The sequence below is a fragment of the Nocardioides sp. GCM10030259 genome, from assembly GCF_042666375.1.
GTDB lineage: Bacteria > Actinomycetota > Actinomycetes > Propionibacteriales > Nocardioidaceae > Nocardioides.
Genome location: NZ_JBHTDF010000009.1, coordinates 1 through 24,297 on the forward strand (window position 1 = coordinate 1; position 24,297 = coordinate 24,297).

Here is a 24,297-nt window from a genome sequence, read left to right on the forward strand (position 1 = left end):
TTCACTACGCTGCACGAAACCGTCTCGTCCCGACCGGGTAGAGACACCGAACGAAGTGTCCGGAAACCCCGGGGCGGTTCACCGCGGCTGCGCCGCAGAGGCATGCGACCACACCACCGGCCTCCACGCCCACCACACCACCCCATGGGCCCACGGCGGGAACACCGACCTCCGCGACGGCAAGCCCTACTGCGCCCACCACCACGGCCTCGCCCACCACCCCGACTACGCCACCACCCACCTACCCAACGGCAAGGTCAGGTTCCACCGACGAACGTGACAGGGAGCTTTCGCCGCCCGAACCCGCGCTGCGAGGAAGTGAACGCCGCATCGATGTCGTCGACGCTCTCGCCGTCGTCGCCAGACGGTCGTAGGGTCACGGCATGGCTGACGCGCCTGACCACCCGATCGCCTATACGGCGCTCCAGCCCGGCACGCCCGTGCGGACGAGCGACGGCCAGCAGTTCGCCGCGGTCAGGGCGGTCCTGGTCGACGAGAAGGTCTCCGTCTTCGACGGCATCGTCGTCGAGACGGCCGACGGCGCGCGCTTCGTCGACGCCGACCAGATCACCACGATCTACACCAGCCACGTCGACACGACCCTGTCCCCGGACCAGGCAGCCGACCTCCCGCTGCCCGATGGATCGACCCTGATCGACATCAAGCCGAGTCGGTCGATGGCGCACCGCCTGGGCCGCATGTTCGGTCGTCGTGGGCGTTAGACCCGCGGACCCACGTCCGGCGCCACCGGGTCCCGGAACATCAAGGGACGAGCGAGCAGATGGAGCGCACCAGTAGGAAGGACGCCGACCTGTGGTCGGGTCCCCGGCCAAACTGGGCAGGTCCGGCATTCGCGGGGGACGGTCGCACCCTGGAGGCGCGCGACCAGCGGCAGTGCGGACTTTCAGGAGTCGCGGTAGGCGTTTGTTGTCTGGGTGACACTGGCTGGGTGCGACTGCACCACCGGTGGGACGACGACGAGGATCGTCCCGAACCTGATCTGACCGATCCCGCGACAGCCGCGGCGTTCGACCGAGCCGCTCGCGACGTGCGCATCGTCAAGCTGATTCACCTGACGTTGCTCGCCCTCGGGATAGGTCTCCTCGCGATCGCGCTGCTGCTACGTGCGGGCTGACGCCCAATCGCAATGAGCAGCGGCGGCAGGCGGCGAGACCGGGCACATTGCCAGCCCGCACCACGTGCACCGAATCCCAAGCGAGGTCAAGGATGGCAGTGCGAACCACTCGCTCGACCTGGCCGGTGACGAGCGCCTGAGTGAGTGGATGGAAGAGCGGTTGGTGTTGGCGACCTGGGTCAAGCCAGAGCCACGCGACCGATTGCGGCGCGCCGGAAGTGTCATGGCGACCGCGTCGAGGGCGTGGTCGACCAATGCTGCATCGAGCTCCCTCGAGACGGACGGCCAGGGCACGCCAACAGGCGGCTGCTGGACGGTTCCGGTAGGACCGGTGTCCGGCCGGCATGACGCGGCTTGGCCGGTGATGGCGAGGTGTCCGCCTCGCGTCGATGCTCCGCCTGTCGGTGCGGGTTCGACACCTGGAGGCGCGCACGCGGACACCGAATCATGAGAGTCCTGGACCGCGGTGCGGAAACTCCCTGGCATGCCGTTAAGGTAAGGCTGACCTAAGTCACAGTCGATGCACAGGAAGTCCCCCGTGAAGCGCTTCTCCGCCGTACTCGCCCTCGTCCTGGTCGTCGCCGTCGGTGGCGCCGGCTGCTCCGAAGACGACGGGCCGAAGCTCGTGGTCTACAACGCTCAGCACGAGCAGCTCCTGGAGGAGATCGCGCCGAAGTTCGAGGAGAAGACGGGCATCGAGGTCGAGCTCCGCAACGGGTCGGACTCCGAGATGGCGGCACAGCTGATCCAGGAGGGCGATGCCTCGCCCGCGGACGTGTTCCTGACGGAGAACACCCCGGCGATGTCGGCGGTCGAGCGCGAGGGGCTGTTCGCCCCGCTCGAGGAGGCGGCGACCGAGCCGATCCCGGCCGAGTACCGCCCGAGCAGCGGGCTGTGGACCGGCTTCGTGGCCCGCTCGACCGTCCTCGTCTACAACCCGAGCATGATCGGCGAGGACGAGCTGCCGGCCTCGATCATGGACCTCGCCGAGCCGGAGTGGGCCGGCAAGGTGTCGTTCTCCCCGACGGGCGCGGACTTCCAGGCCATCGTCGCCGCGGTCCTGGACCTGAAGGGCGAGGACGCCACCCGCGAGTGGCTCGAGGGCCTGAAGGCCAACGGCAACGTGTACGACGGGAACGACGTCGTGCTCGAGTCCGTCAACTCGGGCGAGGTCGCGACCGGCATCGAGTACCACTACTACTGGTACCGCGACCAGGCCGAGGCGGGCGACAACAGCAACGACAGCGAGCTGTACTACTTCGGCAAGCAGGACCCGGGCGCGTTCGTCAGCATCTCCGGCGCCGGGGTGCTCGAGAACGCCGAACACCCCGACGAGGCGCAGGAGTTCGTCGCCTACCTGACCAGCGAGGAGGGTCAGCAGGCGCTGGCCGACAGCTACGCGCTGGAGTACCCGCTCAACCCGGAGGTCAGCCTGGACCCGCCGGTGAAGCCGTTCGACGAGCTGCAGCCGCCCACCGTCGCCGTCAGTGAGCTCGACGGCGACAAGGTGGTGGAGCTGCTCTCCGACGCGGGGTTCGTGCTCTGAGCGTCCAGGCGGCCGTCCGTCCGGCACCCGAGGCCCGACACCAGCGTCGGGAGGCGGCCCGACCGCCGGTCGTGCTGGTGCTCCTCGGGCTGCTGGTGGCGACCACCAGCCTGCTCCCGCTCGGGTACGTCGTGGTCTCCTCGGCCGAGCTCGGCCCCGCGGAGGCGTGGGACCTGCTGACCCGGCCCCGGTTCGACGACCTGCTGTGGAACACCACCCGGCTGCTGATCGGCGGCGTGGCCCTCAGCGTCGTGCTCGGCGTCGGCTGCGCCTGGCTCGTCGTACGCACCGACCTGCCGCTGGCGGGACTGTGGCACGGCGTGCTCTGCGCGCCGCTCGCGGTGCCGGCGTTCGTCAACGGCTACGGCTGGATCTCCACCACGCATGCGATCCAGTCCTTCTGGGGCGCGGTGCTGGTCGTGAGCCTGTCGTACTACCCCCTGGTCTACCTGCCGACCGTGGCCGCCCTGAGCCGACTGGACTCCGCCGTCGAGGACGTCGCCGCCAGCCTCGGCACGGGCGCGTGGTCGTCCTTCTTCCGCGTCGTGCTGCCGTCGATCAGCCCGGCCGTGGTCGGTGGGGCCCTGCTGGTCGGACTGCACCTCCTCGGCGAGTACGGCGCGCTGCAGCTGCTCAACTACCCGACCCTGACCACCGGGATCCTCGACCAGTACCGGGTCTCCTTCAACGGCCCGGCCGCCACGATGCTGGCGCTGGTGCTCGTCGCCTTCTGCCTCGTCCTGCTCGGCCTCGACGGGCTCGCGCGCGGTCGCCGGCGGCGCGCCCGGATCGGCTCCGGCGTCGCCCGGGCGGCGACCCGCCACCGGCTCGGTCGGGCAACACCGGCCTGGCTCGCGGCGCTGCTGGGCCTCGCGGTGCTGTCCCTCGGCGTACCGCTGCTCAGCCTCGTGCGCTGGCTGGTGCGCGGGAACTCCTCCTCGCTGCCCGACGGCGACCTCGGCGCAGCGCTCACCACGACGCTCGGTCTCGCTGCCGCCGGCGGCGTGCTCGCCACGGTCGCGGCCCTGCCGATCGCCTGGCTCGCGGTGCGGTACCGCGGGCCGCTCGCCACCCTGATCGAGCGGGCGGTCTACCCGGCCAACGCGCTGCCCGGCATCGTCGTCGCGCTCGCGCTGGTGACGATCTCGATCCGCGCCGTGCCCTCGCTCTACCAGACCCTGCCGGTCCTGGTGATCGGCTACGTGATCCTGTTCCTGCCGCGCGCCGCCGTGGGCGTCCGGTCCACGCTCGAGCTGGCCCCGCCGGCCCTCGACGACGTCGCGACCTCACTCGGCTGCTCCCGCCTCGGGGCCGCGCGCCGGGTGACGCTGCCGCTCGTCCTGCCGGGTCTCGCGGCCAGCGTCGCACTCGTCTCGCTGGCCGTCGGCACCGAGCTCACCGCGACCCTGCTGCTCTCCCCGACCGGCACGTCGACGCTGGCCACGGAGTTCTGGTCACGGGCGTCGGCGGTCGAGTACGGCGCGGCCGCTCCCTTCGCCCTCGCCCTGATCGTGCTGTCGGTGCCGGCCACCTGGCTGCTGGGCCGCGCTGCGGTGTCCACGAGCCCCCGGAGGCTGGCATGACCGCGCTGCGCATCACCGGGCTGACCAAGAGCTTCGGCGCGGTCCGCGTGCTCGACGGCGTCGACCTCGAGGTCCCCGGCGGCATCACGGCCGTCCTGGGCGCCTCCGGGTGCGGCAAGACCACGATGCTGCGCCTGGTGGCCGGCTTCCTCGAGCCCGACGCCGGCACCATCCACCTCGGCGACCGGGTCGTCGCCGGCGAGGGCCGACCGGTGCCGCCGCGGCGGCGGAGGATCGGCTACGTGCCGCAGGAGGGCGCGCTGTTCCCGCACCTCGACGTCGCGGCGAACGTCACGTTCGGACTCGCGTCCGGCCGGCGCACCCCGGCCGCCCGGCGGCGCGTGGAGGAGATGCTCGACCTGGTCGAGCTGCCGCGTGCCGCAGCCACCCGACAGCCGCACGAGCTCTCCGGCGGCCAGCAGCAGCGGGTCGCCCTGGCCCGCGCACTCGCGCCGGACCCGGAGGTCGTGCTGCTCGACGAGCCGTTCTCCTCCCTGGACGCCGGCCTGCGCGAGGAGACCGGCCGTGCCGTCGCCCGGGCGCTCCGCGCGAGCGAGGCGACGGCCGTGCTGGTCACCCACGACCAGGGTGAGGCGCTCTCGCTCGCCGACCAGGTCGCCGTCATGGCCGCGGGTCGGTTCCTCCAGGTCGCGACACCCGCCGAGGTCTACCTCGACCCAGTCAGCCCCGCGGTGGCGTCGTTCGTCGGGCACGCCGCGCTGGTGCGCGGCGCCGCCGTCGGGGGTACGGCGACGAGCGCGCTCGGGCCCGTCCCGGTCCGCGGCACCCGCGACGGCCGCGTGCTGCTCGCCGTACGCCCGGAGCAGGTCGTGGTCACCGCCAAGGACGAGCCGGGCTGCCTGACCGCCGAGGTCGTCGAGGTGTCGTTCTTCGGCCACGACGCAACCGTCCGGGCCCGGGTCGTCGGCAGCGACGACCTGGTCGACCTCACCGCACGCGTGCCCGCGAGCGACGTGCCCGAGCCCGGCTCCCAGGTCGGCGTCCGCGTCGTCGGTGAGGTGCTGGCGTTCCCCGCCGATGACGGGCCGGAGGACCGATGAGCACGACCCCGGTCGCCCGGCCCACTCGCCAGCCGACGCCCCGGTCCACGCACTGGCTCCTCGGGGGCGCCCCGGGCGACCCCGCCCTCGTGGACGGCGACCTCGTCGTGACGTACGCCGAGCTCCTCGACCGGGTCGCACGGGAGCGTGAGCGGCTCGGAGCCAGGCACCTCGTGGCGCTCGAGGCGCGGCCGACCGTCGACTTCGTCGTGTCGTACCTCGCCGCCCTGGCCGACGGCCACCCCGTGCTGCTGCTCGCCGACGGCGACCTGGCCCGGCAGGAGCACCTGGTCGCGGAGTACCGGCCCGGCACCGCCGAGGACCTCCACCCCGACCTCGCACTGCTGCTGTCGACGTCCGGCTCCACCGGCTCGCCCAAGCTGGTTCGGCTCTCACGCGCCAACGTCCTCGCCAACGCGCGCAGCATCGCCGACTACCTCGACCTCCGCCCGACCGACGTCGCGATCACCGCGCTGCCGCTGCACTACTGCTACGGCCTCTCGGTGCTGCACAGCCACCTGCTGGTCGGCGCGACGGTCGTCCTCACGGACCTGTCGGTCGCCGACGACTGCTTCTGGGACCTCGCCGTCCGCAGCGGCCTGACCGGCGTCGCCGGAGTGCCGCACACCTTCGCACTGCTCGACGCCATCGACTTCGGCGGACGCGTCCTCCCCCGGCTGCCGTCGCTGCGCTACCTGACCCAGGCCGGCGGCCGGATGGCACCAGACCGGGTGCTCGAGTACGCCGGCCTGCTCCGCCAGCACGGCGTCGACCTGTTCGTGATGTACGGCCAGACCGAGGCGACCGCCCGGATCGCCTACCTCCCGCCCGACCGCGCGCTCGACCACCCGGACGCGATCGGCGTCGCCGTCCCGGGCGGCGCCCTGCGGGTGCAACCGGTGCCGGACGCACCACCCGGGACGGGCGAGCTCGTCTACACCGGGCCGAACGTGATGATGGGCTACGCCCACTCCCGCGCCGACCTGGCCCGCGGCCCCGAGCTGTCCGAGCTCCGCACCGGCGACCTGGCCCGCGTCACCGACGGCGGGCTGTTCCAGGTCGTGGGCCGGCTCGACCGCCAGGCCAAGGTGCTCGGCCACCGCGTCGACCTCGACCGCGTCGAGGCGCTGGCCGCCGACGCCGGCGACGCCGTCCGCCTCATCGCGCGACCCGACTGCCTGTGGGCCTTCGTGGGCGGAGCCCGCGCCCGCGGGCGGGTCCGCGACCGCCTCGCCGCCGCCACCGGGCTGCGCGGTGCAGCGCTGCGCGTGGTCGTGCTGGAGGCCCTCCCCGTGACCGCGTCCGGCAAGCCCGACGACGCCTCCCTGCGGGCGCATGTCGCCTGCGCGGAGTCCCTGCACGTGCCGCCCCCCGACGGTCCGCTCACGGCCGTCGAGGTCCGTGACCTCTACGCCGTCGTCCTCGGCCGTCCGGACGCCTCCCCGAGCGACTCGTTCGTCGGCCTCGGCGGCGACTCGCTGTCGTACGTCGAGGTCTCGACCCGTCTCGGCGAGCGGCTGGGGGCGCTGCCCCCGTCGTGGCCGACGCTGTCCGCGGTCGAGCTCGCCGAGGTCGGCTCACGCGCACGCCCGGCAGCCGAGGTCCGGCGGCGGCGCGGCGTCCCCGTCGACATCGCCGTCGTGCTGCGCACCGTCGCCATCGTGCTGGTCGTCGTCACGCACGCGGACCTGTTCCAGCTCCAGGGCGGCGCCCACGTGCTGCTCGCGGTCGCCGGCTACAACCTCGCGCGCTTCCAGCTCGCGGTGCCCGAGGACCAACAACGCGTGCGCGGGCTGCTCCGGAGCGCGCTAGCGATCGCCGTCCCGGCCGTGCTGTTCGTCGGCGCGCTGGCCGCGGTCGGACACCAGTACGACTGGCCGACCGCGCTCCTCCTCAACGGGCCGCTCGGCAGCGAGCACTGGGACGAGCAGTGGCAGTACTGGTTCATCGAGACCCTGGTGTGGTGCCACCTCGGCCTGGCCGCGCTGCTCGCCGTACCCCTCCTGGCACGCGCCCAGCGCGCAGCGCCCTTCGGCTGGGCGCTCGCGCTCCTCGGGCTCACCCTGGCCGTGCGGTACTGGTGGACGGGTGTCGAGGCCGAGTCGACGGAGCGCTACACGCTCGGCGTCGTCGTCTGGTGCCTGGCGCTCGGTGCCTGCGCGGCGCTCGCCCGGGACCGGAAGCAGCGGCTGCTCGTCGCCGCGCTGGCGATCGTGGCCACGGCCGGGTTCTTCGGTGACGCGCGACGTGAGGCGATCGTCGTCGCCGGAGTCCTGCTGCTGGTCGTCGGCCGCCCGCTCCGGATGCCTGCGTGGACGGCGTCGATCCTCGGAGTCCTGGCCTCGGCATCGTTGTGGATCTACCTCACCCACTGGCAGGTGTACCCACCCCTGGAGGACAGCGGCCACCAGGTCTGGGCGATCCTCGCCTCGCTCGCAGTCGGCGTCCTCGCCTGGCTACTCGTGTCGAGGGCGACTCCTCTCGTCGCTGCGATGTGGCGACCCGGCTTGCGAAAAGACGCGACCGGACGACGTCTCGCGACCACACCCTGACGACACATCGAATGCTCGACGGCCCCATGGACGGCGTGTGACGCGCCCGCGAAACGCACCCGCAGCGGCAGATGCGTACGGCCGCCTCGCGGCGGAGGCACGCACGTCCCCGGGGTGACTCGCGCGGCACTGAACCTGGGATCGGCTGAGACAGCGTGCGTCGAGGCCTAAAGCACCTCGTAGACGCAGTGTGCGTTCACCAAGGCCCGGTAGGGAGTGCCCTGCGGGCCGACGAGGAACAGGATGTTGAGCTCCAGCGAGTCCACATCCAGGACCTCGACCGGCGTGTGCAGTGGCGCGGACAGGTAACGAGAGGCACCCGACTGGTAGTTGATCTTGAGGTAGACCTCGGCATCGCCGTAGTCGGCCAACCCACGACCCTCCATCGTGACGGCGCCACTCCGGTCTGACTCGAGGATCCGGATCGACTGCCCGGAGAGCTGGACGACGTCGTCCTCTTTCAACCATTGCGTCGCGGGCGCCTGCCCTGCCTGATCGACGAACACGTTGAGCCATTGACGTCCCACGGTGCACTCCTTGGTGTCACGACCGGACTGCGACGCAACCGGCCGTTGGGTTTCCACGCTCGCGGCCAGGGCCATGGCCTGATCGTTGCCTCGTCCGCTCCGTCTGTACTCACTCAGAGGACGGCGGACTGGTCGCTGATACCAGGACCGCAGAGTTGGTGCCCTGGCTGCCGCGTGAATCGGCCACGGCGTTGGCGCAACCGACTGCTCCGCGCGGAAGACGTGACCCAGCACGCGCGTCCGCCTGTGACAGGGAACGCGAAGGATTGGCGCGGGGTTCGGAGTTCTCGGTCGGCGCCGTCGTGCGCGGCGCCGGGTAGCCTGCTTCGGGTGGGGGATGCAGACGTTCGGGTCAGCGATCCACGCCATGGCGCGAGCTTTCTGGGATTGCTGTGAACTGGCCCAGGGTGGGTGGACTGCGTGCCTTGGAGCTGGGGACACCGGGCGCACTTCGCGACGAGCTCAACCGTCTCGTGCTCGCCGGCCGCAAGCGGGCGACCGCGGGATTGGTGAGTGAGTATGCCGAGGACGGCGAGCCGCTCGAGCGTGTCGGCGAATGCCTCGCCTTGCTGGACAACGACGGTCGGCAGATCGCGACTGTCGAGGTGACCGAGGTCGAAGTGATGCCCTTCATCGACGTTCCCTGGTCTTTCGCCGAGGCTGAAGGAGAGGGAGACGCGGACCTGGAGGAGTGGAGAGCTGGTCACCGGCGCTACTGGGAGCGCATCGGAAGCCCTGTCACGAGCGAGACATCCGTGGTGTGCCTGAGATTCGTCCTGATGTGACAAGCCGAGTCGACTCCGCTTCCGCCGCCCAACGAGCTGACCGCTCAGCGGCTGATCCGGGTGTCCGTCAGGCGGCGATGTGGCGCGAGCCGCCGACAACAGTCGACTCCTCTCGACAGGCGCCATCCCACCCGCGGGCGGACGGCACCACGGCGCCGCCGGCAGGGCGGGGCCACCCGGTCGCGTGGCCTCAGTGGCGCGACAGGTCGGCGGCGCCGATCAGGCCGGCGCGGTTGCCGAGCCGCGCCTTGCGGATCTCGGGGATCGGGCGGAAGCCGCGGCCGACCAGCTGGGCGCCGAAGGCCTCGCGGGTCGGGCCGAGCAGGAGCTCGTCGGCCTCGCTCACGCCGCCGCCGATGACCACGACCTCGGGGTCGAGGATCTCGGTGAGGGAGGCGATGCCCTCGCCCAGCCACCGGCCGAGCCGGGCGAGCTGCTGGATCGCGCCCTGGTCGCCGTCCCGGGCGGCCTCGGTGATGAGCGGGCCGGTGATCTCGTCCAGGTCGCCGCCGGCGCGGTCGAGCATGCCCTGCGCGATGGCGGCGCCGCTCGCCGCGAGCGCGCGGGCCTCGCTGACGAGGGCCGAGCCGCTGGCGTACTTCTCGAAGCAGCCGTGCTTGCCGCAGCCGCACAGGATCCCGTTGGGTACGACGCGCATGTGGCCGATCTCGGCGCCGACGCCGTTCGCGCCGCGGTAGACCTCGCCGTCGAGCACCAGGCCACCGCCGACGCCGGTGCCGACCGTGACGAGCAGCAGGTCGTCGGCGTCGTGGCCGGCGCCGTACACGAACTCGCCCCACGCGGCGGCGTTGGCGTCGTTCTCGATGACGACGGGCAGCTCGACCCGCTTCTCGAGCTCGCCCTTGAGGTCCTCGTTGCGCCAGGCGAGGTTGGGTGCGAAGAGCACGACGGCCCGGGCCTTGTCGACGTAGCCCGCCGCGCCCACGCCGACGGTCTGGATGTCGTGGCGCGACCGCAGGTCGGTGACGAGGCCGGCGATGGCCTCCTCGATCGCCTCCGCGTCGGTCGCCGGCGACTCGACGCGCACCTCCTCGACGATGACGCCGTCGTCGTCGACCACGCCACCGGCGATCTTGGTGCCGCCGACGTCGATCCCGCAGGCCAGGCTCATCGGTCTTCCCCCTCGGGATCGGTGTGGTCGTCGGGCCAGTCCCCGGCATCCTCGTCGAGGTCGATGTGCTCCACACCGCCCGCCCCACCACTGGTGTGGGCGCTGCGCCCGGCGGCACCGACCAGCCCGGCGATCGCCTGGAGGGCCGAGGTCGCGGCCGTCGCCAGCTGGTCCTTCACCTCCGGGCTCAGCTCGCGTACGGCGTGCACCGTGCGGCAGATCGGGCAGTAGGTGCACTCGGGCGCACCCGGCGCCAGGTGCTCGTCCAGGTCGTGCGTCGCATCCTTCGCCCAGCCCGACAGCGCGCCGAGGAGCTTCGCAGCCTCCTCCGCAACCGTGCCGACGTCCGGCCCATCCGGCTCGTTCCGGTCCCCGCTCACGTCACCTCCCAGCCTCGTTCACGGGGTCCTCGACGAACCGCACCTGCAGTTCCCCCTGCTCCACCCGGGCACCCGCGACGCGGTGGCGCGCCAGCCCGGATGGGAGCGTGAGCAGCCGACGATACGATCCCACGGTCAGCACGAGGTCGTCGCCATTGCGCGCCAGATGGACATCGGTGCGCGAGACCAGCGGCAGCGACAGGCGCAGCACGGCGCCGCCCTCGCGGCGCGTCACCCGGAGCGGGCCCTCGCCCTTCGCCGGCGCCAGCGGGTCGGCGTCGCCGTACACCTCGGCCGCGAGCGCCGCCAGCGCCTCCACCCCGACCGGCTCTCGGTGCCGGTACGCCGAGCGCCACACCGGCAGCCCCGCGAACGACTCCGCGACGCGCTCCAGCACCTCGTCCTGCGCGAGCACCCAGCCGGCCCGCCAGTCGTCGGCGCCGTCGGCCGGGAACACCCGGTTGGCGACCACCCCGTCGACGCGGTAGCCGAAGAGCGAGAGCGTCGTGAAGGATCGGCGCGCCTCGGCGAGCACGACGTTCTCGGGCGTGAGCACGATCCGCACGCTCGCGTCGGGGCCGCTGAGCAGGGCACGGACCTCCTCCAGCTCCGCGTGCAGCCGCTCGAGCGCGTCGAACACGGTGTCGCCGGGCATCGGTACGCCAGCTGCGCGCGTCAGCAGCGGACGCAGCGCCTTGACGACCCGCCGCTCGACGGGCAGCACGCGGTGCATGTACCACCCCAGCGCCTCCGGGAGCGCGAGCAGCCGCAGCGTCTCCGCGGTCGGCGCGCAGTCGACGACGATCACGTCCCAGCCGCCGGAGAGCGCCTGGAGCCGGAGCTCGAGGAGCGCGAGCACCTCCTCGGCGCCGGGGATGACCGTCAGCTCCTCCGCGGCGACCGGGTCGACCTCGGCGGCGTCGAGCACGGACAGCAGGTAGCGCTGGATGTCGGCCCACGACTGCTCGAAGCGCAGCTGGGCGTCGACCTGCTGGACGTAGAGCCCGGTCGCGACCTCGGTGGGCTCGGCGCCGATCGTGCCCGGTGCGCAGCCGTAGGCGTCGGCGAGCGAGTGCGCCGCGTCGGTCGACAGCACGAGCGTCCGCTTGCCCTCGGCAGCGGCCAGCGCCGCCGTACCGGCAGCGATCGTCGACTTGCCGACGCCTCCCTTGCCGGTGAACAGGAGGACTCTCAGAGCGACTCCACGCGCTTCTTGAGGCCCTTCAGCGCCGTGTCGATGAGGATCTTCTCGCCCTTGCGCTTCAGCATGCCGATGAGCGGGATCGAGACGTCGAGCGCCAGGCGGTAGGTCACCTCGGTGCTGCCGTCGCCCCGGTCGGTCAGCGTGTAGGCGCCGTCGAGCGCGCGCAGCATCTTGCCCTCGACGAGCGTCCACGTGACCTCGTCGTAGCCGTCCCACTCGTAGGCGAGCGTGTACTCGTCCTTGATCGGGCTGACGTCCAGCGCGAAGAAGACCTGCTCGGCCCAGCCCTCCGGCCCCTCCTTGACGACGTCGGCGGTGGTGACGCCCTTGGCCCACTCGGGGTACGCCGCGAAGTCGCCGATCACGTTCATGATGTCCGCGGGCGCGGCGTCGATGACGATCGACGAGGTGGTCTGCTCGGCCATCGGGCCCCCTTGCTCCACGGCTTGCTCCACGGCTGGTCTCGACCGAGTGTCTCGACCGGGGCTGCGAGCGTACCGGATCGGCGACCCCCGCGACCCGGCGCGGTAACCTCAGCCGGTGCGCGAGTTCTCCACCCCGATGAGCATCGAGGTCCCGGCCACCGGCAACCTCACCGACGACGTCGTGACCAACGCGCGCGAGGCCGCGTCGATGGTCATGTTCAGCCGCCGATCCGGCGGCCCCGAGAGCCCCTGGGTCGACGTGACCGCCGCCGAGTTCCTCGCCGAGGTCTCCGCGGTGGCCAAGGGACTCATCGCCGCCGGCGTCGAGGTCGGCGACCGCGTCGCGCTGATCTCGAAGACGCGCTACGAGTGGACGCTCGTCGACTACGCGATCTGGTTCGCGGGGGCCGTGACGGTGCCGATCTACGAGACGTCCTCGGCGGAGCAGGTCCGCTGGATCCTCTCCGACTCCGGCGCCCGCGCCGTCGTCGCGGAGACGCCCGACCACCTCGCCCGGGTCGCCGAGTCCCGCGCCGAGCTCGACCAGCTCAACCACGTCTGGTCCCTGACCGACAACGCCGTCGACACCCTGAGCCGGCTCGGCGGCGACATCTCGGACGAGGAGCTCGAGAAGCGGCGCACGGCGGCCACGCCCCTCGACCTGGCGACGCTGATCTACACCTCGGGCACCACCGGCCGCCCCAAGGGCTGCATGCTCACCCACGGCAACTTCATGTTCGAGCTCGGCGTCGCCGTCGACGAGCTCGAGAAGCTCTTCCACGAGGACGACGGGTCCACGCTGCTCTTCCTGCCGCTGGCGCACGTGTTCGCGCGGATCATCCAGATCGGCTGCGTGAAGTCGCGCACCCGGATGGGCCACACCGCCGACATCAAGCAGCTGCTGCCCGACCTGGCGGAGTTCCGCCCGACGTTCATCCTGGCCGTCCCGCGCGTCTTCGAGAAGGTCTTCAACACCGCCTCCCAGCGCGCCACCGCCGACGGCCGCGGCCGGATCTTCGACGCCGCCGCCGAGACCGCGATCGCCTACTCCCGCGGCATCGAGCGCGGCAAGATCCCGTTCCCCGTACGCGCCAAGCACGCCGTCTTCGACCGGCTCGTCTACGGCAAGCTGCGCACGGCCCTCGGCGGCAAGTGCCTGTACGCCGTGTCCGGCGGTGCGCCGCTCGGCGAGCGGCTCGGCCACTTCTACCGCGGCATCGGCCTCGTGGTCCTCGAGGGCTACGGCCTCACCGAGACCACCGCCGCGCTCACCGCCAACCTCCCCGACGCCACCAAGATCGGCACCGTCGGCCGGCCGCTGCCCGGCACCGCCGTGCGCGTCGCCGACGACGGCGAGCTGCTCTTCCGCGGCGGCCAGGTGATGGCCGGCTACTGGCAGAACGACGCGGCGACCGCGGAGGTGCTCGAATCCGACGGCTGGTTCCACACCGGCGACCTCGGCGAGGTCGACGACGAGGGCTTCGTGCGGATCACCGGGCGCAAGAAGGAGATCCTCGTGACCGCGGGCGGCAAGAACGTCGCGCCCGCCGTGCTCGAGGACCGCCTGCGCAGCCACCTGCTCGTCGACCAGTGCATGGTCGTGGGTGACGGCCAGCCGTTCATCGCCGCGCTGGTCACCCTCGACCGCGAGGCGGTCCCGCTGTGGGCCGAGCAGCGCGGCAAGAGCAGCAACGTCGCCGACCTCGTCGACGACTCCGACCTGCGCGCCGAGATCGAGGCCGCCGTCGAGGAGGCCAACAAGGCCGTCTCCAAGGCCGAGGCGATCCGCAAGTTCACGATCCTCGCGGACGAGTGGACCGAGGAGGGCGGGCAGCTCACGCCGAGCCTCAAGCTCAAGCGCAACGTGGTGATGCGCGAGTTCAAGGACGACGTGGCCGCCCTCTACATCGGCTGACTCAGCCCGGATCCAACTGCCTGGCGATCGCGATCCGGGTCAGCCCGGTCGGGTGCGAGCCGAACCAGAACTGCGAGACCCGCGGCGGCGTCGGGTCCGCCAGCGAGCGCAGCGCGAGCTGGCGCTGCACCGCCTCGAACGCCTGCGGGTCACCGGTCGCCTCGATCGCGTCGACGTCGGCGCGGGTCTCGAACTGGCGGCTGATCGTGTTCTGCACGGGCGACGCGAGCAGCGTGGCGATCGCGAACAGCGCGAGCACCAGCGGCACGACGGCCGGATCGCGCATCGTCGGCCGGCCGCGCCCCGCCAGGGCACCGACGACGAGCGCCAGCAGGCCGACGCCGGTCACCGCCCCGGCGGCGCCGAGCAGCGACCCCACGAGCACGTCGTCGTGCCGGGCATGGGCGAGCTCGTGTGCGACCACCGAGAGCACCTCCCGCTGCGGCACGTCCGCGACGAGGTTGTCGTAGAGCACGACCCGCCTGGTGCCCCCGAAGCCCGACACGTAGGCGTTGAGCGTCGTCGTACGCCGTGACGCGTCGGCCACGAGCACGTCGTCGACGGGCACGCCCTCCTGGTCGGCGAGCGCCAGGATGTCGGTGCGCAGGGGGCCGTCGTCGAGCGACTGGAAGTCGTTGAACAGCGGCTCGACCAGCACCGGGTAGACGAACGACCCCAGCAGCACCAGGACTCCGAGCAGTCCGCCGGCGACCGCCGGCCAGGTGCGCGGCCAGCGCCGGGCGCAGCCGACGAGCACCAGCAGCAGGAGTGAGATCGCGACGACCTGCACGGCCTGCGAGCGCACCACGTCGGCGGCGAACCCGCTCCACGCCTGGTTGCTCAACCCGTTGTCGAGCGCCCGCTGCCGCAGCGCGATCGAGAACGGCAGGGTGCACACCCGGCCGATGACCACGACCAGGACGACGGCGAGCACCACGCGGACCCACCACCAGCCGGGCAGCCGCCCGACGAGCCGCTGCCCCCACCGGCTGAAGCCGAGCACGCAGGCGACGACGAGCGAGACGGCGAGGGAGGCCCAGCTCAGCACGCGCGACCACCGGGCGTAGTCCTCACCGCGCGCGATCTCGTCGGGAGTGAAGACCGACAGCGCCGACGCCGGCCCCGGCGTTCCGCCGGGCACGGGCTGCCACGGCACCAGGAGCGCGGCCAGGAGCAGGAAGGCGACGCCGCCGACCACGGCGACGACCACGGCCACCCGGCGGTCAGGAGCGCTCATGCGGCGAGGTCCGTCAGGTAGTCGCGCCACTCCCCGGTGAGTCCCGCGACGGTGAGGCCGGTCGTGGAGGTGAGCGCCGCGTCGACGTCCCGGCCGCGGTCGACGGCCCTGTAGAACGCGACGAGCGCGTCCTCCCCCGCGGTCTCGGCGACCAGCCGGCACGCCAGCCAGGCGCTTTCGTACGTCGCGCCGAGCCGGGGCGTTCGCGCCCCGAACGCCGCGGCGTCGGGCAGCGCGCGCGGCGGGCCGGACCGGCGTACTGACTCGATGATCTGCGCCGCCGAGCGCTCGATCGGCAGGCGGACGTCGCGCAGGGCGACGTAGTCGGCGAACCCCTCGAGCAGCCAGAGCGGCGACTGGCTGTCCCACGCGCCGGTCGCCACGTGGGTGGCCTCGTGCGTCATGACGACCTGCGCGCCGGTGGGGCGGAGCCCGCCGAAGATGTCGGGGTTGACGAAGACGTGCACGGCCGACTGCGGAGCGGCCGAGCCGTCGGCGGCGGTCGTCACCGCGGCGATCTGGTCGTAGTCGCCGTCCGTCGCGAGGAGCGCCTCCTCGAGCGCCGGGGCCGACTCCGGGACCTCGACCACCAGACCGCGGCGCCAGTCCGGCAGCACGCGGCGCACGGCCGGCGCGGAGGCCTCGGCGCGCGCCGCGTAGCGGTCGGCCTCCCCCGCGCCCTCGGCGACGAGCACGAGAGTCGAGGGCGTACGCCGTACGTCGACCGGGCCGGAGAGCCAGACCGGCGAGACCCGACGTACGCCGCCGAAGCCGGCCAGCGCGACCCGGTCGTCGTCGGCGACCAGGTGGGCGGTGACCTCGGCCCGTGCGGAGACCGTGTCGAACCCGCGGAACCGCCAGGTCACGTCGACCGCGGCCGTCCATGCGCCGTCCGAGGTCGGCGCGCCGTCGTCGTCGACGTAGCGCGCCGTGAAGTCGGTGACCCGCAGCGCCTCGGCGTTCGCCACCAGGTTGCCGAGCACGTCCGCGGCGCCGCTGTCCCCCGCGGGCGCGAGATCACGCGCGGCGTCGGCGTCGCGATCGCGCACGGCCTGCTCGAAGGCCGCCAGGGTCGTGGCCGCGTCGGTCGGATCGACGTCCGGCCGGGCGGACTGCGGCGTCGGCGCGACGTAGGTGTCGTCGCGGGTGGCCGCCCAGCCGACGAGGGCGGCGCCGACCAGCAGACACAGCGCAAGGCCGGCCACCCACCAGCGTGGGCGACCGGCCTGGCGTGGCTGATCGGGGGTGGTGCTCACCCGGGCATTCTGCCGTCAGGTGCCAAGAGCTGGATCAGCCGGGACGCACCGCGCCGGTGTACGGCATCGAGTTCACCGCGGAGACGACGACGCCGGTGCCGGGGTTGGCGGCGTGCACGATCATCCCGTTGCCGATGTACATGCCGACGTGGCTGATCGGGCTGTAGTAGAAGACCAGGTCGCCCGGCTGGAGGTCGCTCATCGAGATGTGCGGGCCGGAACCGTACTGCGCGCTCGACGAGTGCGGCAGCCCGACGCCCGCCTGCCCCCACGCCATCATCGTGAGGCCGGAGCAGTCGAAGGCGGACGGGCCGGCAGCGCCGTAGACGTAGGAGTCGCCGACCTGGGACATCGCGTAGGCGATCGCGGCGGCGGCGCGGCCGGAGGCAGGCACGTCGGACGGGACGCGCGAGACACCGCGGGAGAGGATGTCCTCGCGCTCCTCCTCCTCGAGCTCGTCGAGGAGGCTCTGGGCCTCCGCGAGCTTCTTGTCGACGGTCTCCTTCTCGGCGGCCAGCTTCTTCTCGATCTCGGCCACCTGGGCGGCGCGTCGCTCGGTCGCCTCCTGGCGGATGCCGAGCGCCTCCGCCTCCGTGGCGTACTTGTCGAACAGCTGCGTCTGGAGGTCGTTGAACGCCGACATCGTCGAGAGCTGGGCGAGGAAGGACTGCGGGTCGTCGGAGACGACGACCTGGCCGACCGTCGAGAGGCTCTCGCCCTCGTACTGACGCACGATCGAGTCCTGCACCTGGGCGCGGACGTCCTCGAACGCGTCGTCCTGGCGGTCCTGGTCGGCGCGCAGCGACGTGAGGTCGCGCTCGAGGTCCTTCAGCTCCAGGTGCGCGTCGTGGTAGCGCTCCTGGGCCTGCTCGGCCTCGTGGTAGAGCGTGTCGACGCGCTTCTGCACGTCATCGATGTCCGGCTCGGCCTGAGCGGGGGTCGAGGGCATGAATCCGACACAGGCGATCATGGCGCAACCCGACAGGACGGTGACGAGTCGCTTCCGGCTCTTCTGCACGAGCGGGCGGTCTCCTTTGGCACGTCGTACGCCTACCGGGTGAGCTGACGGATTCGGGCACGACATTTGCCCTACACCGGTCCGGTCCCGGCACGAGTGCCGTCGCCCTCCCGGTGATTCACCCCTGGTGACGGGCGGACCCGGCACCGATGGTTCCCCGGCTCCGGGTCCCCGACGGATCGAGAGCCCGGACTCAGCGCGGTGGCCGCCCAGATCCGACTGATCCACGTCCGGCCACCTGAGCGACTGAGGTTAACCATCAACCCCCTCGTCGCCAAACCCTTGATCGGCACAGGCTGGGTATTTTTGACGCGTTTCTGCCCCGAGGGCACCAATCCGGCCCCGAGAACGCCTCAGCTGTCACAGGGATCACACCAGTCACAGGGTCCGGCGTTTCGGGTCACGCCGACTCCACGTGCGGCGTGTCGACGGCCCGGACCAGTCGCAGGGGTGGCACCAGCCCGCCCTCCGCGAGCAGGTCGAGTGCCTCTCGCTCGTCGTCGTCGAACGTCAGCTCGGGTGGCGGGCCGAGCAGGACGGTGACCACGCAGTCGTGGCAGTGCAGCCCGCGGACCTCGCAGGTGTCGCAGTCGATTCTCGTGCTCATGCAGACGACGGTGACAGGGACCACCGACAGTGGGTCGTCAGCGGCTCATGAGCGCGATCAGCGCGTCCGGGTCGACGACCCGGGCCCCGTCGCGGGCGACGTCCTCGGCGACCGCCCGGTCGGCGGTGACGACCACCACGACTCGCCCCGCGGGCTCGACGGCGACCAGGTCGCGGACGACGTCGTCCGCGATCACGCCGCGCGGGCTGTAGAGCACCCGGACGCCGCGCGGTGCGACGACCGGCGGGCGGTGGTCGGTCTCGGCGGCGTCGAAGACCAGCGTGGTGTCGGCGCCGGTTCGTGCCACGAGCGCGGCCAGTCCGCCGGCGAGCCGGTTGCGCTGCGCCTCGAGCGACGAGCTCGGCCAGGCCCGCTTGCTGACGTTGTAGCCGTCGACGACGAGCCGCGACCGGGGCATCGCGAGCAGCTGCTCGAGGAGGGCCGGGTTGCCCGCGTCGAGCGCGCCGGCAGCGCTCGTCGTACGCGACCCGGACGCCGCGACCTCGGCCTCCACGCGGTCGGCCGGCGCGCCCTCGACGGTGGGCAGCGCGAGCTCGCGCCGCAGCCCCGAGGCGGCGTCGATGACCGTGTCGAGCAGCAGCTTCGCCCGCAGCGTGACCTCGTCGCGGTCGGACCGCGCGACCCGACGCGCCTGGGTCTCCTCGGCTTCGCGGCGCTCGACCTCGGCGCGGAGCCGGCGGTTCTCCTTCTCCAGGTTCGTGACGCGGTCCTCGACCTGGCCACGCAGGGTGGTGAGCTCCTCGGTCGCCCGCTCGGCCTGGGCGCGGGCCTCCCGCTCGGCCGCGCGGGCCTCACCGACCTTGCGCCGCAACGAGGTGTGCTCGGCCTTGTGCTCGTCGGCGCGGGCCCGCTGCGCCTCGCGCAGCTCGCGGACGGCCTGCTCGGCCTCGGCCAGGCGGGAGCGCAGCCGGGTGAGCTCGCGCTCGCGATCGTCGCCGGCGCCCTCCGCGACCCGCTCGACGCGGCCGGCGAGCAGCTCGTCCCACCCGTCCGGGCGGACCAGCCACAGGCGGGCAGCCACCGACGCGTCGTCCCCGTCGTCGGGCTCCGGCCGGGCGGCCACCTGCACGCCGACCCGCTCGCGCAGCTCGTCGTCGTCGAGCGCCGCGACGATCGCGCTCGCCCCGAGGCGGGCGCGGCGGGCCGGGGCGAACGACGCGACCCGTCGTACGGCGGCCGGCAGCGACGGCACGTCCGGCAGCACCTCCGCCGTCTGCGCGACGACGCGGGTGCGGACCGGCTCGGGAAGCCCGGCCAGGGCCAGGGGCTCGGGGGTGGACACGACGACTCCGTCAGCTCGTCTCGAGTGGTGTCTCGAGGGGTGCAGCGTCGTGCCGGTCGACGACCTCGATGGCGTCGGAGCGCCCGCACCAGCGGCAGGTGACCTGCTCGACCGACTCGGCGAGCAGCCGAGTCTCCTCGACCCGGTGGTCGCCGGCGAGGTCGAAGTGCCAGAACTCGGTGGTGCGGCGGGTGCTGGTCACGTCGAAGCGGGTCAGGTTGCCGCAGGCGCCGCAGCGCCACCGCTGCCCGGCGTCGGGGATCGTCACGGACATCGCACACCTCCTGCCCCACGAGATCAGCGTGGTGCCCCACCCTACGGTGGGTGCCCCGCGCGCCGCCGCCGGATTGTCGGTGGCCGCATCTAGCGTCGCGGACATGACCACCAGGCAGGCCGCCTCCGGCAGCCGGAGCGATGCGACGGGCTGGGAGGCCCAGCGCAGCTTCGACGAGCTCGGCCGCCCGCTGCGTGACATCACGTTCTGCGTGGTCGACCTCGAGACCACCGGCGGGTCCGCCGAGGGCGGCTCGATGATCACCGAGATCGGCGCGGTGAAGGTGCGCGGCGGCGAGCTCCTCGGCGAGTTCCAGACCCTGGTCAACCCCCGCGCCGAGATCCCGGCGTTCATCGCGGTCCTCACCGGCATCACCAACGGCATGGTCGCCGACGCCCCGTCGATCGAGTCGGCGCTCCCGGCGTTCCTCGAGTTCGCGGCCGGCTGCGTGCTCGTCGCCCACAACGCGCCCTTCGACGTCGGCTTCCTGCGCTACTTCGCCGAGCAGCAGGGCCGGCCGTGGCCGACCTTCGAGGTCCTCGACACGGCGCGCCTGGCCCGCCGGGTGATCACCCGCGACGACGCGCCCAACTGCAAGCTGTCCTCGCTCGCGAAGGTGTTCGGCTCCACGACGACGCCCAACCACCGGGCGCTCCAGGACGCCCGGGCCACCGTCGACGTGCTGCACGGCCTCATGGAGCGCCTCGGCGGGCTCGGCGTGCACACGCTCGAGGAGCTCCAGACGTTCTCGTCGCGGGTCACCACCGCGCAGCGCCGCAAGCGCCACCTCGCCGAGGGCCTCCCCCACGCCCCGGGCGTCTACCTCTTCCGCGACGAGCGCGAGCGGGTGCTCTACGTCGGCACGTCCCGCGACCTGCGCACCCGGGTCCGCTCCTACTTCACCGCCTCGGAGACCCGGTCCCGGATGGGCGAGATGGTCGGCATCGCGAGCGCGGTCGACGGCATCGAGTGCGCGACCTCGCTGGAGGCCGAGGTCCGCGAGCTGCGGCTGATCGCCGAGCACAAGCCTCGCTACAACCGGCGCTCCCGCTTCCCCGAGAAGGTCCACTTCATCAAGCTGACCCGCGAGGCGTGGCCGCGGCTGTCCATGGTGCGCCGCGTGCTCGACGACGACGCCGACTACCTCGGCCCGTTCTCGTCGAAGAAGGCCGCCGAGAAGTGCCTCGCCGCGCTCCACGACACGTTCCCGATCCGGCAGTGCTCCGACCGGCTGCCCAAGGCCGCCACCAAGTCCGCCTGTGTCCTGGCCGAGATGGGCCGGTGCCTGTCCCCGTGCGACGGCAGCGTCGACGAGACGGCGTACGCCGCCGTGGTGCGCCAGCTGCGCGACTCGCTGCTCCGGCGGCCCGACGAGGTGGTCGAGGCGATCAACGCGCGGATGACCGAGCTGGCCGACGACGAGCGGTTCGAGGAGGCGGGCGTGCACCGCGACCGGCTCGCCGCCTTCGTGCGGGCGGCCGCCCGCTCCCAGCGGCTCGCCGCGCTCACGCGGTGCCCCGAAGTGGTCGCGGCGCGCCGCGAGGACGACGGCCGGTGGGCGGTCCACGTGGTTCGCCACGGCCGGCTGGCGGCCGCCGGCGTGATCCCGTCGGGGGCCGACGCCCACGCCTATGTCGCCACGCTGCGGCAGTCCGCCGAGACGGTCCGCCCCGGACCCGGCCCGGTGCCGTCCGCCACCGCCGAGGAGACCGAGAAGGTGCTGCGCTGGCTGGAGTCGCCCGGTATCCGCCTGGTCGACGTCGACGGCGAGTGGACCTGCCCGGTGGCCGGCGCGACCCGCCACCTCGCCGTGCACGACGCGGTCAACCAGTCCCGGCTGTCGCTGGTGCCCTTCGCGGAGCGTCGCGGGCTCACCACGGTCCACCAACCGGCCAGATGAGCGAGGACGCGTCAGCGGACTCGCTGATGGTGGTCGAGCGAGCCGCGCGACCGAGCCTGCGAGGTCGCGACTGGCGTGTCGAGGCCCGGCCCCGGCCGAGTAGTGTCCGTCCCGTGATCACCGCCATCGTCTTCGTCAAGGCCGACGTCGCCCGCATCCCGGAGGTGGCCGAGGCCATCGCCGCGCTCGACGGCGTGAGCGAGGTCTACTCGGTGACCGGCCAGATCGACCTGATCGCGCTGGTGCGCGTGCGCAACCACGACGACGTCGCGTCCGTGGTCGCCGAGCGCCTCAACAAGGTGCCCGGCGTCACCGCCACCGAGACGCACATCGCGTTCCGCACCTACTCACGCCACGACCTCGAGTCGGCGTTCTCGCTCGGCCTGGACTGACGCGTGTCGTGGCTCGACGCCATCGGGTGGGTCGGCAGCGGGCTGCTCGTCTTCTCGCTGCTCCAGGCGCGCGTGCTCCGGTTCCGCGCGCTCAACCTCGTCGCCTGCCTGGTGCTGGTGTTCTTCAACGCGATGATCGGCGTGTGGCCGATGGTCGCGATGAACGTCGTGCTGGCGGGCATCAACATCTACTTCATCGTCCGCCTGCTCGGCGAGCGCCATGACGAGCGGGCGTTCGACGTGCTCGAGGTCGGACCGAACGACGACTACCTCCGCCACGTGCTGCGCGTGCACGGCGCGGACATCCTGAGGTTCCAGCCCGACTTCCTGTGGGACCCCGACCCCGACGCCGACCACGCGTTCATCGTGATGCACGGCGACGAGACCGTCGGCGTGGTGCTGGTGCACCGCGAAGGCGACGTCGCGCAGGTCTGCCTCGACTACGTCACGCCGAAGTACCGCGACTTCACGCCGGGCGAGTTCGTGTGGCGGCGCAGCGGCCTCCTCAACGACCTCGGGGTCCGAACGGTGGCCACGCCCCCCGGCATGGTCGGCGCCTACTACGACCGGGTCGGGTTCCGCCGCTCCGGCGACCAGTTCGTCCTCGACCTCTGACGGTCAACGTGCGCTGGCGGCCACCCAGCGGTCCAGGGTCGCCTTGGCGGCCCCGGAGTCGATCGCCTCGCGGGCCCGGTCGATGGCGGCGGCGAGGGCCTCGGCGGGCTCGGCCGTCGGGTCGTCGTGGACCGCGAGTGCCGCACCGGCGTTGAGCAGTACGGCGTCGCGCACCGCGCCGGCCTCACCCTCGAGCAGGCGGCGTACGACGCCCGCGTTGTGCGCCGCGCCGCCACCGCGCAGCGCCTCGGTGGTGCCGCGCGGGAGGCCGAGGTCGGCCGGGTCGACGACCGACTCGCTCACCTCACCGGCGTGCACGCGCCACACCCGCGAGGTGGTCGTGGTCGTGAGCTCGTCGAGCCCGTCGTCACCACGGAAGACCCACGCGTCGACGCCGCGGCCGGCGAAGACGCCCGCCATCACCGGCGCGAGCCGGACGTCGGCGCAGCCGATCGCCTGGGAGCCGGCGCGGGCCGGGTTGGTGAGCGGGCCGAGCAGGTTGAACGTCGTACCGATGCCGAGCTCGCGCCGGGCCACGGCCGCGTGCCGCATGGCGGGGTGGAAGGTCGCCGCGAAGCAGAACGTGATGCCCGCCTCCTCGGCCACGGCCGCCACCCGCTGCGGCGCGAGGTCGAGCCGGATGCCGAGCTGCTCGAGGACGTCGGCCGAGCCGGACTGCGAGGAGGCCGAGCGGTTGCCGTGCTTGACCACGCGGGCGCCCGCGCCGGCCGCGACGATCGCGGCCATCGTCGAGATGTTGACCGACATCGAGCGATCGCCGCCGGTGCCGACGACGTCGAGCAGGCGGCCCGGGATGCTGAGCGGGGTGGCGACGGCGTACATCGCCTCGACGAGCCCGAGCACCTCCTCGGCCGTCTCACCCTTCGCGCGCAGGGCCACGGCGAAGCCGGCGACCTGCACGGGCGTGGCCTCGCCGGAGAGCATCTCCCGCATCGCCCACGCGGTCTGCTCCGCGCTGAGGTCGGAGCCGGCGACCAGGGCGCCGAGGACCTCCGGCCACCTGGTCACGTCGTGGCGGGCACGTGGGAGCGCAGCAGCGAGACGACCGTCTCTGCGAGCTGGATCGGGTCCAGCGGGTGGGGTACGGCGGCCTCGGCCCGCGACCAGGTGGCCAGCCACGCGTCCTGCGGGCGGCCGGTGAGCACCAGCACCGGCGGGCACTGGTAGATCTCGTCCTTGAGCTGCTTGGCGATGCCCATCCCGCCCGCGGGGACGGCCTCGCCGTCGAGGATCGCGAGGTCGATGCCGCCGGCGTCCATGTTCTGGATCACGACCGGCTCGGTCGCCACCTCGACGTACTCGAGCTCCGGAAGGTCCGGGTGCGGCCGGCGGCCGAGGGCGAGGATGACCTGCTGGCGGGTGTTCACGTCGTCGCTGTAGACCAGCACCCGCAGCGGGGTGGTCCGTGAGGTCGAGTCGGTCACGCCGC

The 24,297-nt window shown here is 72.7% G+C and carries 25 protein-coding genes and 1 riboswitch; of the genes, 12 read left to right on the forward strand and 13 right to left on the reverse strand.

The window, feature by feature from the left end; all coding sequences use genetic code 11:
* Window positions 1-55: 55 nt before the first annotated feature.
* The 7 genes from ACFQQI_RS10970 to ACFQQI_RS11000 all read left to right on the forward strand — a co-directional run bounded on the left by ACFQQI_RS10970 (window position 56) and on the right by ACFQQI_RS11000 (window position 7,877).
* On the forward strand, window positions 56-280 hold the full coding sequence (locus ACFQQI_RS10970; protein ID WP_378562334.1) for a hypothetical protein: 225 nt from the start codon (window positions 56-58) through the stop codon (window positions 278-280).
* A 103-nt stretch (window positions 281-383) separates the two neighbouring features.
* On the forward strand, window positions 384-722 hold the full coding sequence (locus ACFQQI_RS10975; protein WP_378562337.1) for a hypothetical protein: 339 nt from the start codon (window positions 384-386) through the stop codon (window positions 720-722).
* 227 nt (window positions 723-949) lie between these two features.
* A complete protein-coding gene (locus ACFQQI_RS10980) occupies window positions 950-1,135 on the forward strand; it encodes a hypothetical protein (RefSeq protein WP_378562340.1) in 186 nt (61 codons plus the stop codon).
* 538 nt (window positions 1,136-1,673) lie between these two features.
* The gene (locus ACFQQI_RS10985) at window positions 1,674-2,681 is read left to right on the forward strand and encodes an iron ABC transporter substrate-binding protein (protein ID WP_378562343.1); all 1,008 of its coding nucleotides are present in this window, start codon (window positions 1,674-1,676) and stop codon (window positions 2,679-2,681) included.
* A 71-nt stretch (window positions 2,682-2,752) separates the two neighbouring features.
* Complete coding sequence (locus ACFQQI_RS10990; protein WP_378562346.1) at window positions 2,753-4,264, forward strand: ABC transporter permease; 1,512 nt, start codon at window positions 2,753-2,755, stop codon at window positions 4,262-4,264.
* Window positions 4,261-5,325, forward strand: coding sequence for an ABC transporter ATP-binding protein (locus ACFQQI_RS10995; RefSeq protein WP_378562349.1), 1,065 nt, complete (start codon window positions 4,261-4,263; stop codon window positions 5,323-5,325). The genes ACFQQI_RS10990 and ACFQQI_RS10995 overlap by 4 nt, the downstream gene beginning before the upstream one ends.
* Complete coding sequence (locus ACFQQI_RS11000) at window positions 5,322-7,877, forward strand: AMP-binding protein (RefSeq protein WP_378562352.1); 2,556 nt, start codon at window positions 5,322-5,324, stop codon at window positions 7,875-7,877. The genes ACFQQI_RS10995 and ACFQQI_RS11000 overlap by 4 nt, the downstream gene beginning before the upstream one ends.
* A gap of 167 nt (window positions 7,878-8,044) precedes the next feature.
* Here ACFQQI_RS11000 and ACFQQI_RS11005 read toward each other — a convergent pair whose 3' ends face one another.
* Window positions 8,045-8,479, reverse strand: coding sequence for a hypothetical protein (locus ACFQQI_RS11005; RefSeq protein WP_378562355.1), 435 nt, complete (start codon window positions 8,477-8,479; stop codon window positions 8,045-8,047).
* 350 nt (window positions 8,480-8,829) lie between these two features.
* Here ACFQQI_RS11005 and ACFQQI_RS11010 point away from each other — a divergent pair, with 350 nt between their 5' ends.
* Complete coding sequence (locus ACFQQI_RS11010) at window positions 8,830-9,189, forward strand: ASCH domain-containing protein (RefSeq protein WP_378562358.1); 360 nt, start codon at window positions 8,830-8,832, stop codon at window positions 9,187-9,189.
* A 190-nt stretch (window positions 9,190-9,379) separates the two neighbouring features.
* Here ACFQQI_RS11010 and ACFQQI_RS11015 read toward each other — a convergent pair whose 3' ends face one another.
* The 4 genes from ACFQQI_RS11015 to ACFQQI_RS11030 are packed head-to-tail and all read right to left on the reverse strand — an operon-like array spanning window position 9,380 to window position 12,330.
* The gene (locus tag ACFQQI_RS11015; RefSeq protein WP_378562361.1) at window positions 9,380-10,321 is read right to left on the reverse strand and encodes an ROK family glucokinase; all 942 of its coding nucleotides are present in this window, start codon (window positions 10,319-10,321) and stop codon (window positions 9,380-9,382) included.
* Window positions 10,318-10,701 carry a hypothetical protein gene (locus ACFQQI_RS11020; protein WP_378562364.1) on the reverse strand — a complete coding sequence of 128 codons (384 nt, stop codon included), beginning with the start codon at window positions 10,699-10,701 and terminating at the stop codon, window positions 10,318-10,320. Before ACFQQI_RS11020 ends, ACFQQI_RS11015 begins: the two co-directional genes overlap by 4 nt.
* Before the next feature lies 1 nt (window position 10,702).
* Entirely contained in the window at window positions 10,703-11,896 is a 1,194-nt protein-coding gene (locus ACFQQI_RS11025; protein WP_378562784.1) for an ArsA family ATPase, read from the reverse strand.
* Entirely contained in the window at window positions 11,893-12,330 is a 438-nt protein-coding gene (locus ACFQQI_RS11030) for an SRPBCC family protein (protein WP_378562367.1), read from the reverse strand. The genes ACFQQI_RS11025 and ACFQQI_RS11030 overlap by 4 nt, the downstream gene beginning before the upstream one ends.
* Window positions 12,331-12,445: 115 nt before the next feature.
* Between ACFQQI_RS11030 and ACFQQI_RS11035 the strand changes: the two genes are divergently transcribed.
* Window positions 12,446-14,245 carry an AMP-dependent synthetase/ligase gene (locus ACFQQI_RS11035; protein WP_378562370.1) on the forward strand — a complete coding sequence of 600 codons (1,800 nt, stop codon included), beginning with the start codon at window positions 12,446-12,448 and terminating at the stop codon, window positions 14,243-14,245.
* A gap of 1 nt (window position 14,246) precedes the next feature.
* Here ACFQQI_RS11035 and ACFQQI_RS11040 read toward each other — a convergent pair whose 3' ends face one another.
* The 6 genes from ACFQQI_RS11040 to ACFQQI_RS11065 form a co-directional block, all read right to left on the reverse strand.
* Window positions 14,247-15,482 carry a M48 family metallopeptidase gene (locus ACFQQI_RS11040; protein ID WP_378562373.1) on the reverse strand — a complete coding sequence of 412 codons (1,236 nt, stop codon included), beginning with the start codon at window positions 15,480-15,482 and terminating at the stop codon, window positions 14,247-14,249.
* Window positions 15,479-16,738: a hypothetical protein gene (locus ACFQQI_RS11045; protein ID WP_378562376.1), complete on the reverse strand. Its 1,260-nt coding sequence runs from the start codon at window positions 16,736-16,738 to the stop codon at window positions 15,479-15,481. Before ACFQQI_RS11045 ends, ACFQQI_RS11040 begins: the two co-directional genes overlap by 4 nt.
* Before the next feature lie 34 nt (window positions 16,739-16,772).
* The gene (locus tag ACFQQI_RS11050) at window positions 16,773-17,687 is read right to left on the reverse strand and encodes an NlpC/P60 family protein (protein ID WP_378562379.1); all 915 of its coding nucleotides are present in this window, start codon (window positions 17,685-17,687) and stop codon (window positions 16,773-16,775) included.
* Window positions 17,688-17,769: 82 nt separating this feature from the next.
* Window positions 17,770-17,965: riboswitch (cyclic di-AMP (ydaO/yuaA leader) on the reverse strand.
* Between the two features lie 191 nt (window positions 17,966-18,156).
* Window positions 18,157-18,363, reverse strand: a complete 207-nt coding sequence (locus tag ACFQQI_RS11055; RefSeq protein ID WP_378562382.1) for a hypothetical protein — start codon at window positions 18,361-18,363, stop codon at window positions 18,157-18,159.
* A 37-nt stretch (window positions 18,364-18,400) separates the two neighbouring features.
* Entirely contained in the window at window positions 18,401-19,666 is a 1,266-nt protein-coding gene (locus ACFQQI_RS11060) for an NYN domain-containing protein (RefSeq protein ID WP_378562385.1), read from the reverse strand.
* A gap of 10 nt (window positions 19,667-19,676) precedes the next feature.
* Complete coding sequence (locus ACFQQI_RS11065) at window positions 19,677-19,940, reverse strand: hypothetical protein (protein WP_378562388.1); 264 nt, start codon at window positions 19,938-19,940, stop codon at window positions 19,677-19,679.
* Window positions 19,941-20,043: 103 nt separating this feature from the next.
* Between ACFQQI_RS11065 and ACFQQI_RS11070 the strand changes: the two genes are divergently transcribed.
* The 3 genes from ACFQQI_RS11070 (at window position 20,044) to ACFQQI_RS11080 (ending at window position 22,847) form a co-directional block, all read left to right on the forward strand.
* A complete protein-coding gene (locus ACFQQI_RS11070; RefSeq protein WP_378562391.1) occupies window positions 20,044-21,840 on the forward strand; it encodes a DEDD exonuclease domain-containing protein in 1,797 nt (598 codons plus the stop codon).
* Between the two features lie 113 nt (window positions 21,841-21,953).
* Complete coding sequence (locus ACFQQI_RS11075; RefSeq protein WP_378562394.1) at window positions 21,954-22,232, forward strand: Lrp/AsnC family transcriptional regulator; 279 nt, start codon at window positions 21,954-21,956, stop codon at window positions 22,230-22,232.
* A 3-nt stretch (window positions 22,233-22,235) separates the two neighbouring features.
* Window positions 22,236-22,847 carry a hypothetical protein gene (locus tag ACFQQI_RS11080; protein WP_378562397.1) on the forward strand — a complete coding sequence of 204 codons (612 nt, stop codon included), beginning with the start codon at window positions 22,236-22,238 and terminating at the stop codon, window positions 22,845-22,847.
* Between the two features lie 3 nt (window positions 22,848-22,850).
* Here the strand turns inward: ACFQQI_RS11080 and trpD are convergent, their stop codons facing one another.
* Window positions 22,851-23,876: an anthranilate phosphoribosyltransferase gene (trpD, locus tag ACFQQI_RS11085; protein ID WP_378562400.1), complete on the reverse strand. Its 1,026-nt coding sequence runs from the start codon at window positions 23,874-23,876 to the stop codon at window positions 22,851-22,853.
* Window positions 23,873-24,292, reverse strand: coding sequence for a hypothetical protein (locus tag ACFQQI_RS11090; protein WP_378562403.1), 420 nt, complete (start codon window positions 24,290-24,292; stop codon window positions 23,873-23,875). Before ACFQQI_RS11090 ends, trpD begins: the two co-directional genes overlap by 4 nt.
* Window positions 24,293-24,297 lie beyond the last annotated feature (5 nt).